At 40.4% G+C, this 12,535-nt stretch carries 10 protein-coding genes; 6 read left to right on the top strand and 4 right to left on the bottom strand.

The window, feature by feature from the left end:
• Window positions 1-131 precede the first annotated feature (131 nt).
• Both AKG98_RS16025 and AKG98_RS16020 read right to left on the bottom strand, forming a co-directional pair.
• Window positions 132-695 carry a hypothetical protein gene (locus AKG98_RS16025; RefSeq protein ID WP_067048091.1) on the bottom strand — a complete coding sequence of 188 codons (564 nt, stop codon included), beginning with the start codon at window positions 693-695 and terminating at the stop codon, window positions 132-134.
• Between the two features lie 11 nt (window positions 696-706).
• Window positions 707-2,686, bottom strand: coding sequence for a methyl-accepting chemotaxis protein (locus tag AKG98_RS16020; RefSeq protein ID WP_067048089.1), 1,980 nt, complete (start codon window positions 2,684-2,686; stop codon window positions 707-709).
• 625 nt (window positions 2,687-3,311) lie between these two features.
• Between AKG98_RS16020 and AKG98_RS16015 the strand changes: the two genes are divergently transcribed.
• Window positions 3,312-4,763: a dihydrolipoyl dehydrogenase gene (locus AKG98_RS16015; RefSeq protein ID WP_067048086.1), complete on the top strand. Its 1,452-nt coding sequence runs from the start codon at window positions 3,312-3,314 to the stop codon at window positions 4,761-4,763.
• A 49-nt stretch (window positions 4,764-4,812) separates the two neighbouring features.
• Here AKG98_RS16015 and AKG98_RS16010 read toward each other — a convergent pair whose 3' ends face one another.
• Window positions 4,813-5,697: a LysR family transcriptional regulator ArgP gene (locus AKG98_RS16010; RefSeq protein WP_067048084.1), complete on the bottom strand. Its 885-nt coding sequence runs from the start codon at window positions 5,695-5,697 to the stop codon at window positions 4,813-4,815.
• A 178-nt stretch (window positions 5,698-5,875) separates the two neighbouring features.
• Between AKG98_RS16010 and lysE the strand changes: the two genes are divergently transcribed.
• Both lysE and rsuA read left to right on the top strand, forming a co-directional pair.
• Window positions 5,876-6,487, top strand: a complete 612-nt coding sequence (gene lysE, locus AKG98_RS16005) for an L-lysine exporter (protein ID WP_067048082.1) — start codon at window positions 5,876-5,878, stop codon at window positions 6,485-6,487.
• Between the two features lie 569 nt (window positions 6,488-7,056).
• Window positions 7,057-7,746 carry a 16S rRNA pseudouridine(516) synthase RsuA gene (gene rsuA, locus AKG98_RS16000; RefSeq protein ID WP_067048079.1) on the top strand — a complete coding sequence of 230 codons (690 nt, stop codon included), beginning with the start codon at window positions 7,057-7,059 and terminating at the stop codon, window positions 7,744-7,746.
• A gap of 99 nt (window positions 7,747-7,845) precedes the next feature.
• Here rsuA and AKG98_RS15995 read toward each other — a convergent pair whose 3' ends face one another.
• Window positions 7,846-8,478, bottom strand: a complete 633-nt coding sequence (locus AKG98_RS15995) for a metalloregulator ArsR/SmtB family transcription factor (RefSeq protein WP_067048076.1) — start codon at window positions 8,476-8,478, stop codon at window positions 7,846-7,848.
• Window positions 8,479-8,664: 186 nt separating this feature from the next.
• Here AKG98_RS15995 and AKG98_RS15990 point away from each other — a divergent pair, with 186 nt between their 5' ends.
• The 3 genes from AKG98_RS15990 to AKG98_RS15980 all read left to right on the top strand — a co-directional run bounded on the left by AKG98_RS15990 (window position 8,665) and on the right by AKG98_RS15980 (window position 12,514).
• Window positions 8,665-9,282: an NAD(P)H-dependent oxidoreductase gene (locus AKG98_RS15990; protein ID WP_067048074.1), complete on the top strand. Its 618-nt coding sequence runs from the start codon at window positions 8,665-8,667 to the stop codon at window positions 9,280-9,282.
• A 52-nt stretch (window positions 9,283-9,334) separates the two neighbouring features.
• Window positions 9,335-9,751, top strand: a complete 417-nt coding sequence (locus tag AKG98_RS15985; RefSeq protein ID WP_067048071.1) for a VOC family protein — start codon at window positions 9,335-9,337, stop codon at window positions 9,749-9,751.
• A gap of 234 nt (window positions 9,752-9,985) precedes the next feature.
• Window positions 9,986-12,514 carry an EAL domain-containing protein gene (locus tag AKG98_RS15980; protein WP_067048068.1) on the top strand — a complete coding sequence of 843 codons (2,529 nt, stop codon included), beginning with the start codon at window positions 9,986-9,988 and terminating at the stop codon, window positions 12,512-12,514.
• The last annotated feature ends 21 nt before the right edge of the window (window positions 12,515-12,535 follow it).

Raw genomic sequence — 12,535 nt, 5'->3', positions numbered from 1 at the left:
TTCGCTTAATATCAGCTACAATTATATTATCGGGTAGCGTGTCTCACATGCCGTTATTCGTGGGCAATACAAAAGGAAGCAGCGATGCTTCCTTTCTCACTTTAAACTCAATTTAACGCGCTATTCATCAACTAATCTACGATTTTTGATACTTTACCTTGCTCAAATTTATAAACAATCGTACCGAATCGGTTTTGCCAGAATCTCCAGCTATCCAATTTTAGACTTGCGGTTTTATGTGCTGGCGGGAAACCACGACTCGTGATAACTGCATCTTTACTCATACCAAGAACAACATCACCTTTCTTAATCGCCGCTTTTTCTAATGCACTAAATTTCGTTAAATTAACAGGTTCAGCACTAAATGTACGAGTCATCAATGTAACCACATCGACCTTAGTAAACTTCTCAATATTTTTTAGTGTAATCGAGCTACCCACATAGCTGAACGTAATTGTCGATGCGTTAACATCCGTGATAACAACTCGTGAGTTAACCGGAATATGCTCGCCTCTTTTATAGTTTGTCGAGATCACATTGCCTTTTTCAGTCCACATACCCACTTGCGTATAAAGTGTTGTACTGTCATCAATAAGCGCTTGCTGTTGAGAGTTCAATTGTACAGATGCACAGCCACTCATAACCAGAGCCATTAATGCTAATCCAATTACTTTTACTTTGTTTATGACTTTCATATTTTTTCCTTTTAGATTTTAAATACTTTAGCAATATCTTGTAATGACGTAGCCAATTGTGCCTGTTCTTTCGCTGTTATCGCGATTTGAGTTGCCCCCGTTGCTGACTCTAACGATTTTTGTTTTATCGTTACGACATTCTGAGCAACATCTTGGGTAACCACAGATTGCTCTTCAATCGCGGTAGCCACTTGCTCAGTCATTGAGAAAATCTTATTAATGGAAACGGTTATATCCTGCAAGGTTTTTGCTACAGCTTGCGAATGACTAACCGCTTCAGACGCTTTAGTCTGGCTAACTTCAATCACATTAAACGCAGCATCCGCATCGGCTTGTAACGCACTTATAAAACTCTCGATTTCTGCGGTTGACTCTTGAGTACGCTTCGCTAATGTTCGGACTTCATCAGCTACGACAGCAAAACCACGTCCTTGTTCCCCTGCTCTCGCCGCTTCAATCGCCGCATTTAGCGCTAATAAGTTAGTTTGGTCTGCGACCGATTTGATCACATCGACCATATTAGTAATGTTGTTACTACTCGTATGCAGGTTAGTAATACGCTGCGCTAAACTATCAATCTCACAGGCTAAACCTTCAATAGACAATGATGATTGTTGTACGATCTCAAAACCACTTACGGCTTGCGCATCCACTTCTTTCGCAGAGTCCGCTGTCAGCTGCGTATTTTGCGCCACTTCTTTTACCGTTGCAGACAACTCTTCAATCGCGGTGGCTATCAAGCTAATCCCATCTTGCTGTTCAGCCAACGATTTTGAGCTGTAATCACAAGTTTGCGCGGTTTCCTCTGCAGCTGAAGCAAGGGTGATACTTGATGTTGAGATGTTATCCATCGCACCCGCAAATTGCGATAATGTGAGGTTCAGTGCCATTGCTATTTGGCCGAGTTCACTTTCACCTGCAAGTTTCGTTTGTACCGTTAAGTCATTGTTATCACGAACCTCAGTCATCACATCCATTAACTCATTTACTCTCGACATTAAATCTCGAATAGTAATAAAGCTAATCACAGCAACAATAACAATAATCAGGACACTAAACATGATGTTCATCATCAATATTGTAACAGCACTATTACGATGACTATCAGCGAGTGTTAATAACGAGCGTTCAAGTTCGTCTTGAATAATTTTAAGTTGGCCAATACGCGCACTGGATTGGCTAAACCAATATTCGGCATCTACATTAAACGCCGTCGATTTAGTCTCGGCGATATGTCTTATCTTCATGACTTCTTTCACTGCCGGTGTATTTAACTGCTGAGCAAAAAAATTGTTATTACTGCTTGTTGCAAATGTTTTAAAGTTTGAAAAATAGGTCTCTTGCTCAACCATTAATGAAATAAATTTAACAAAATTATCCGCCGCAAAATGATCTTTAGAAAACACATTACTTAACACAGCACGTTCTATTCCAGCACGCTCTTTACCTTGTAAAAAGTTATAATAAGAAATTGTTTCTGCGGTGATACTGGCATCGCTACTGATATCGACGATTAAACCAGAGACACTTAACAACTTGGCATTCAATTGTGTGTAATAACGCAACGCCGATGCTAACTCAATATTTTGTGCATCTACTTTGTTACGAATACCAGTAAGCATAGACAAATCTTGTTTAATTCTTACGTAGAGTTGCTGTATATGATTGTCTGAAAATTCATTTTGTTGCCAAAAACGCATCATTTTAGCTTGCTTCGCGTCCGTATCTGCACGTTGTTTACGTAATTTAGCGCTAAACTTGCTGCCGTTAGAACCAATAAACCCTGCAGTCATACCTCGTTCTTTTTGTAATTCATGCACTAATTCGCTGTACTGCACAGATAGGTGCGTTAATTCTGTTAACGTAGACATCTCTTTACGAGTTTCAATACTTTGGGAGATAGAAGAAAAACTCAACCATAAAAAACCCAACATAGGCAAAGCCAACAACATAAGTATTTTATGCTTAAACGATACATCTGAAAATTTCATAATAATCCCTGAACACGTAAATAAAGTACCAAAATATATAGTAATAGAGTAAATACTATAACTATACCTATAAATAATACCCACATATATAATGTATTGTATTAATGTTTACGTAACATAGTGATTAATATCAAATTTACTTGTTCTAACGCAATAAAATTCGGGCGAGCGATTGAATAATACGCAATTTATATACTACTTTTACATATGGATGAGCAAGGCTGCAGTCAATAACCATTAAGATTAAAATAACTGATTGTTTTATCAATAAAAAACACCATTAAAACACCCTATCATAGATGCGTTATTTCATGCCTTAGGTATAGCCAAAACGACGCTAGTATTTTGTATACTAAAATTCCAATTTTTTATTTTGGCTATGCTCAACATAACACCGCAGGAAACAACGCCCGCTACGGTTTTTTCAATCATTACTGTGCTAACGCTTAATATTGATAGCTATTAACTATCAAACAAAAACAATCAATCGATTATAACTATTTATTATATTTTTGCATAATAGCTACATCAAGACGAGGCAGTCACTTCGTCCCCCAAGTTTGAATATAAAATAAGTGCGACAAACAAATTTCGTTTTCGCCATAACATTTTTTAAGGCTGAATTATGAATATGATAAATGTAGATGTAGCAGTAATTGGCGGTGGTACAGCAGGACTAGGCGCATACCGTGCAGCAAAGGCACATTCAGATAGTGTCGTGATTATCGAAGGTGGCCCTTATGGAACAACTTGTGCGCGTGTTGGTTGTATGCCATCGAAGCTACTGATTGCCGCAGCTGAAAGTGTGCATCACATTAAAAAGGCACCAGGCTTTGGTATTCACCCACAAGGCGAAACAGTCATTAACGGTGTAGAAGTGATGGCGCGAGTTAAAAGTGAGCGAGACCGTTTTGTTGGTTTTGTCGTCGAAGGTGTTGATGAAATCCCAGCTCAAGATAAAATATCTGGTTATGCAAAGTTCTTAAACAATACTACATTACTTGTTGGTGACCATACACAAATAAACGCTAAACGTATTGTGATTGCAACGGGTTCACGTCCTGCTTATCCGGCCATATGGAACGAATTAGGCGACCGCCTTGTTATCAACGATGATGTATTTGAATGGGATGATTTACCAAAATCAATCGCGGTATTTGGCCCAGGAGTGATAGGTCTGGAACTAGGTCAGTCGTTAAAGCGCCTTGGTGTTGAAGTGATCATGTTTGGTCTTGGTGGCCAAGTAGGTCCATTAACAGACCCAGCAGTAATGGCGTATGCAAATAAATCATTTAATGAAGAATTTTATCTTAATGCCGATGTAAAAGTTGAAAGCATGAAACGTCAAGGCGACCATGTTGAAATTAAGTATTTAGATGATCAGCAAGCACTACAAACGGTCAATGTTGAATACGTTCTAGCAGCAACTGGACGTCGTCCAAATGTAGATAAAATTGGCCTTCAAAATACCACACTTGAACTGGATGAACGCGGTGTACCAACGGCAGATTATTACACTATGCAAACATCCGTAGAAAGTATCTTTATTTCGGGTGATGCCAGTAACCAAATACCACTATTACACGAAGCAGCCGACCAGGCACGTATTGCCGGTGATAACGCGGGACGTTTCCCACAAATCAGAGCGGGCTTACGTCGATCCGTTATATCCGCTGTATTTACAGACCCGCAGATTGCCATGGTAGGTGAAACATATAAACAGATTACTGAACGACTAAATAACTGTGGTTGTTTTGAAACGGGGACAGTATCGTTCGAAAACCAAGGCCGATCACGTGTAATGCTACGTAATAAAGGTTTGTTACATGTATATGCAGAACACGGCACTGGTCTTTTCTTAGGGGCTGAAATGATTGGTCCCGACGCCGAACATTTAGCGCATTTATTAGCGTGGGCACATCAACAAAAGATGACCGTATCAGAAATGTTAGACATGCCATTCTATCACCCGGTTATTGAAGAGGGTGTAAGAACAGCACTACGTGACCTCAATGCGAAACTACATTTAGGCCCTGATATGATCAAACATTGTATGGATTGTGGCCCTGGCTGTTAGTCATAGACGGCAACAGTATTTGATTGGTTATGTTGTTCAACATAGCCAATCAACAGGACATTTCACGCTTTCCTGCGATCATGATCTGTTCTGATACTTGCTTATACAAACCTTTTAACAATATCCAACGATGCCAATACAAAGGAATGGTGAGTTGTATATCGGTCAACTTAACTAATTGACCCGATGCGAGTTCATCTTTGATTTGTAACTCTGGGATCAAACAATACGCCACACCTGCATTAGCCATTGCGACAAAAGCTTCTGACGAGCGTACAATATGACAAGGGTAACTGCCACCAGCCAAACTAAAATGCTGTTGAATAAACTTAATGTGCATGTCGTCTTTATGATCAAATGACACCGCTGGTGCTTTACGCAAGGCTTGCTGAGTTATACCTTCTGGTAAATACTGTTGCACAAACGCTGGCGTTGCCACTAAGGCATAGTTCAGCTCACCCAATAACGTTGACTCACAACCTGGTAACGGCTTCTTTTGTAAACTCAGCGCACCAAACGCCTCTCCCGCTTTCACTTTTTCGAGGGTTCTCATCTCATCCATGATGTGTAAATTCAGTTCAATCGGATATTGCTTTAGCAACGGTGCCAATGCAGGAATAAACCAGGTAGCTAAACTGTCAGCATTCACTGCAATGGCCATCACCACAGCCGTATCAGTCGATGCAACACTGATACTTGGTAATAATTCAGCTTCGAGGTGCTGCACTTGTTTGTAATGCTTTAATAAGCGCTGACCAATATCAGTCGCAACAATCGGTTGGCTACGGATCAACACAGGCTGTGCCACATATTCTTCTAACGACTTGATACGCTGTGATACTGCGGGCTGTGAAATACACAAAACATTGGCCGCTCGTTCAAAATTCTGCTGCTCTATCACCACTTGTAAAGCATGTAATAATTTATAATCCACTGCGTATTTCTCCCGCTTTATTATGCCAATATTACTCATTCATAATGACAGTTCTGAACATTCAAACAACATCATCCAAACACAAAAATAAGTTTAACCTATCAAGTATAACAATTATTAATTATACTTATCACCTTATTTTTTGTAATCTCTACAGCCTATTTTCTAGAGGTTCATTATGCTAACAGCAACAATTCAAGGGCTACTGCTTGGCGGTAGTATGATCATCCCTATCGGGGCGCAAAATGCGTATATTTTAAATCAGGGGATCAAGCGTAACCATCACTTTTTAACCGCGAGTATCTGCATTCTGTGTGATGCCTTACTAATCAGTGCTGGTGTGTTTGGTGCGGGTAGTTTGTTGGCATTAAACCCCGACTTACTACAAATAATCACTTGGGGTGGCATTGTATTTTTATCGGTTTATGGCGCAATGTCATTTCGCAGTGCATGGCAATATCAATACGGAAAAACCGAGTTAGATAGCACCCATAAATCCCGTAAAATGGTGGTAATGGCAACGCTAGCGGTCACCTTACTTAACCCACATGTGTATTTAGATACTGTGGTTGTGTTAGGAAGTGTCGGTAATCAATTTAGTGGCGATAACCGATTGGCTTTTGCCGCGGGGACGATTTTAGCCTCAATCTTATGGTTTTATGGCCTCGCCTTTAGCGCCGCTAAGTTTTCTAACTGGCTCAACCAACCCAAAATACAACGTGTTATCGACATCACGGTCGGTTGTATTATGTGGGTGATCGCCAGTAGTCTGTATCGCAACCTCGCATGATCTAACCACCGATTACGTATTGCTTGGCTTGTTGTTTTAATAGTTTTGCAAACAGCAAGCCAGCAGCGCCTAAGGTTTTTTATTGGCGTATACCAAGTATAACGACAAATCAAGGCGCACATGATCTTCGATGATGAGTTCCACCAGCTCACCATTCGCTAATTCATCTTGGATGCGACTAATGAGTATACCCAAACTACTTCAAAATGCTATATCAGAGACTAGCTGGGATATCAGTACAAGACGCAATATACAGATAATGGCGATTCCCTTTTCAAATATTGTAACGCTGTACTGTTATTCCAGCTAGCCTCCCGTAGGGCAAACCGAAAAAGGTATCTTCGGCGTTATTAAGCCTTGATTTAGAATAACTAAATCTTCGACTTAATGCCTTGAATATCCTCTCCTTTCGGTTTTCTGATTGTGCATCTTGAAGTAGCTTGGGTATTAATTGTTCACTATACTTTGCGCTTATAGCGAAAAAGGCAGATAATCAGCCCACCTATCCAAACGCGTTACCGACTCGTTTGGATATATTCCTATAACACCATGACAAAAGTTGAACATAAATGCGTTTAGATAAGTTTATTTGCCAAAGTACTAACCTGACCCGTACCCTTGCCAAGCGTGAGATTGCACGCAGCAACGTGAAAATTAATGGCGAAGTTGTACGTAAAGCAGACCATAAAGTAACAGCAGACATGGATGTTTGGTTTGGTGGTAAATCATTAAGCCAACGCCCACCGCGTTATATCATGATGCATAAACCATTAGATGTAATTTGCTCAACAGTAGATGAAGAACACCAATCAGTGATCAGCTTGATCGAAGCAGACAAGCGTGACGAGTTGCACATCGCCGGTCGCCTTGATGTTGATACCACAGGTTTAGTCTTGATCACCGATGATGGCCAATGGTCACACCGTGTTACATCACCTAAGCGTGAGTGCAGCAAACTCTACCGCGTACAACTTGCAGAGCCAATTGCACCAACAGCAGTGGCTGATTTCGAAGCCGGTATCCATCTGCGTAGCGAAGACAAACCTTGTCTACCTGCGAAATTAGAGATCTTAAGCGAAAAAGAAGTACTGCTTACGATCCAAGAAGGCAAATATCATCAAGTTAAGCGTATGTTTGCTAGTCAAGGCAATAGCGTTGTTGGTTTACATCGCGAACAGATCGGTTCGATCGTACTAGACCCAGCACTAGAATTAGGTGAATGGCGTTTCTTAACAGACGAAGAAGCTGCAAGCATCTAATCTGTACGTCCATCTAGACTAGAACGGTCATGTAAATCATAACAATCCGCAGCGATGACGATAGCGCGGGTTGTTATGATTCTTCTCTTAACACTTTATTTAAACCTTGATCGCTGTCACTTTATAGGCACAACGTCTTGCCCCTTCGACAATATGCTCTTCGCGCTCGACCGTTGCATACGGTGCTAACAACGTTTGAAATAAATTCAATTCTGAACGGCAAAAATTTAGACATTTCGATGCTGCGGCACAAATAGGACAATGGTTTTCCATCAACCAATAAACCGCCTTGTCATCAACAACAACTGTCGCCATATACCCTTCTTCACTACGTAACTCAGCTAACGCTTCCAGTTTACCCAGCAAATCAACTTTGCTCGCCAACCTGTCACTATAAAGCGCCAATGACGCTTGTTCTCGATGTGCAATAAGTTGCTCAAGCCCTTCATCACCAAAAATTACTTTAACTGAATCGATAAGCTGTATAGTCAATTCTTCATGCCGATCTGAGAAATGGCTATTACTCTGCGTTGTCAGTGACCAATACCGGGTTGGCCGTCCTCGCACAGCCTTTTTATCTTCAAAGCTAATATCGCCTTCATCTTCCAATGCTTGCAAATGTTGGCGCACGCCCATGGTCGTTAACCCTAATTCACTGGCAAGCACCTTGGCAGTTAATGCCCCTTCAACCTTTAATAGGCTAAGAATTTTCTCACTGGTCTTTTCTTTCATTTTGACTCCGCGTTACCTGACTACAGACACATTCGGCGTGCCTTCAGATGCTTTTATGCTTAGTATTATTACCGATACAAATATTAAGTAAACTTTTTTATTTACTTTATTTCAGTTTCAACCTTTACAAACTTAAGTAAAGCGTTTACTTTACTTAACAACTAACAAACAAAATGGTTACTTAATATGAAATTAGTTATCGTCAGTGGCAGTCAAAGAAACAATTCAGAAAGTGCAAAAGTAGCGGCTTATATCGCCAGCGCAGCAAACCAATTTAAAACCGTTCAACATATCGAACTGTGTAAATACCAACTACCCTTTTGGGATGGTGATGATGAAAGCAAATCAGCACCAGGTTGTGATTGGCCATTGATCAGTGAAGCGTTAATGCAAGCCGATGCATTCGTGCTTATCACCCCAGAATGGGAAGGTATGGCAACGCCGATATTGAAGAACTTTTTAATGATGTGCGCAAAGGATGACACTGCGCATAAGCCTGCATTGTTAGTGTCTGTCGTTAGCGGTATTAGTGGTGCATACCCGATTGCAGAATTAAGAATGAATGGCTGTAAAAATAATAAGTTAGTGGCGATACCAGATCACTTAATCATTCGTAATGTCGGCGATGTATTAAATGCAGGCACGGATGATCCGCAACTCAGCGAACGCGACCACAGTATTAGACACCGTATTCGTTACAGCTTGCATACATTACATCAATACGGCCATGCATTAGGACAAGTTCGTCAGTTACAACAACAGCAACCTTATTCCCAGCAAGAAAAATACAGTTACGCAATGTAGGCACAAATATTTATAACAACAATATTTATAACAACAATAAAAGGATATTATTATGATACATCTTGAGCATGTGAATTTAATCGTACGCGACATCGAAGAAACATTAACATTTTATCGCGCCGCATTTCCACATTGGTCAATACGGGGTGGAGACAAAGGTGAATGGTCTGGCAAACCAAGAAACTGGGTCCATTTTGGTGATGATTATCAATATTTGGCGTTTGGTGATAACGGTGTTGGTGAAAACCGCGACTTAGCAGGGCACCAAGTCGGCCTTGCGCATTTTGCCTATGTCACCGATGATATTACCGGTGTTATAAAACGCCTCTCAGATGCTGGTTTTAGCATTGCAAAAGATGGGATGGACGATGAATATCGCCAAAATATTTACTTCCTCGACCCCAATGGATACGAAGTTGAGTTTGTACAATATAATACTGATGTACCCAATTTAAGAAATCGATATTAACCTCTACTAAGTGCGCTAATTCAAGCCGCAATAAGCGCACTTAAGTCAAAATAAAAACATAAATAGTTGTCAAATAGGTTTCATACCGATGAGTTAAACCTATTACCGTTCCGTGATGATAATTATCAGTTTTGTGATGAGTCTCTAACTATAAATCTGAAACTTTGCATAACATCAAAAAATAAGTAATTATGAACCTAATATTAAGCGGCATAATGATCTCACGATACAGTCATGATGAAACCAAAACTTCACACTCTCCGTAGTGCGGTCATGCTACCGTTCACATTATTGCTTTTACTGACAGTCGCCATCATAACCCTTGTTCAAAATAACAGTTACGAAAGAATGCAGTCAAAGATTAGCGCTAAACTGCTAAATTCATACTCAGAAAATATTAAAACTAATCTCGATCATTTTTTAGAACAGCCTTTCAACACAACGCTCGCTATCGCAGACAATATTCAACGTAATCAACTCTACCAAGCATCAGATCTAACCAAAATAGAAGATTATCTACACTCTGCTATCAGCGATATCTACTATCAACAAAAACAAATCAGTACCATCTCATTTGGCAGTGAAAATAAAGATTATGTCGGATTTCGTAAAAACGAAGATCAAGATGTTTCGTTAATTTTACAAGATAAGCGTACTAACTATGAGCTAGAGTTTTATCATGGAGAAAGCAGTGATGATATTGTCGATTATAGTATCAGTCATTACGACCCAACAATTCGACCATGGTACGCGCCCTTCGCAAAAGAAAAAGCCGCAGGATGGGCGAAGATATACAGTAACGTAGATGAAAAAAATACCTTTACCATTTCCAGTATTTCACCAGTAATAAATGACGGCACATTAGTTGGTATCGTTGCTACTGACATCAATCTTCGCCATTTGTCTCATTTTATAGAACCTGAAAACCGCCATTTCAAAGGCATCACTTACATCACCGATAATCAAAATAAACTCATTGCTAGCTCACTAAAAGCATCGTTAACAGATAATGATAATAACCGCATCCAAGCAAAAGAAAGTAACAATGACCTTATTGCCGCTAATGCTCTATATATTGCCAATAGACAATTGCAGAATAAACATGCGCCAGCGACGTTTGAATTTGACCAAAATGGTATTCGTTACTTTAGTCGTATTACCGCTTACAGCAACAATAATTTACAATGGTTTATTATCGTTACTTTACCAGAAAATGTATTACTAGATGGGCTACCGAGTCAACAACGCTTAGGTTTAATCGCCGCACTGGCACTGGCCTTTTTTGGCCTATTAATGGGGTTATATTTACTGCGTATTATCACCCAACCCATTATGGATATTGCCGCAATATCACAGCAACTTGATCATAATAACTGGGATGTAACGATTAGAGAAGACATCAAACTCCATGAAACGACTCAACTTATTTCTGCCTTCAAATCTATGTCATCTCGTTTAGAAAGCTCATTTACTACATTACGCAAACAGTTACTGTTTGACAGCCTTACCGGCTTATTAAGTCGTGATGGTTTTGTTGAAAAGTTGAATAATCCAATTGCGCAACAACAAGGTATCCTTGTCTTGCTGGGGCTACGTTCATTTCGTCATACCAATAACAGCTTAGGCCAAAACAAGAGTGATCAGTTGCTTGTTACTATCGCCGCACGTTTACAACAAAACCAGGCTGACAACGTGACAATTAGCCGTATTGATAAAGATACTTTTGCTGTATTTACCCCGAACTACCAAGATCTCGAGCACAGCCATGCGTTTGCCGAAAGTCTATTAACCGACTTTAACCGCCCCTTCACGATTAATGGTACAGAGGTATTAGTGGGCGCTAACGCAGGCATAATGAGTGGTAAGTTCCACGACATAGACATGGATGTATGGTTACGCAATTCAAGTCTGGCATTGACGTATGCAGTGAAACAAGAACAAGTACAGCGTTGTCACTATCAAGATTACATGATCACCGCCTCGCAAGATAAAACCCGGTTAACTACAGATTTACAACGTGCGATCACCAATAATGAATTTGCCGTGTACTACCAGCCAGTGATTGATTTAACCAACGACACAATAGCAGGTGCAGAAGCTTTGGTGCGATGGCACAGTCCAATTCGAGGCATCGTATCACCGCTAGACTTCATCCCTGTAGCAGAAGACACAGGAATGATTGTCGACATAGGCAAACAGATTTTATTACAGGCATGTTCAGATACTAAATTACAAATAGAGCGTGGTCACTGGCCAGCAAACTTTGCGTTACACGTGAATATGTCTGTGTGTGAATTGCTGCACCCTGATTATATATCAACAGTAAAAGAGATCTTGGCGATCACTCAACTGCCCGCCGCCAATTTAACACTCGAGATCACTGAGTCGCGGTTAGTCAGCCAGCCATTACTCACCAATCAGCTGCTTGGTCAATTACGCAGTTTAGGCATACACATTGCGATTGATGATTTTGGTACCGGTTATTCCTCGCTTGCCTACCTCACTCAACTGCAGTTTGATGCATTAAAGATTGATCGCTCCTTTGTCAGTCAAATGCTCGACAGTGAAAGCCATGCCGCTATCGTTGCAGCTATTATCACCATGACCAGTAAGTTCAATGCTGAGATTGTTGCCGAAGGTGTCGAAACCGCCGAACAAGCTCAACATTTAAAACAACTGGGCTGTCGTTATGCACAAGGTTTTTATTATTCTCGTCCTAAACCATTAACAGAATGGGACACTGAGAATATTTGTACCGACTAATGACCGTTGATTAACAAGAAA

The organism is Moritella sp. JT01 (assembly GCF_001574435.1).
Taxonomy (GTDB): domain Bacteria; phylum Pseudomonadota; class Gammaproteobacteria; order Enterobacterales; family Moritellaceae; genus Moritella.
This window is presented reverse-complemented; position numbering and strand designations above follow the sequence as displayed.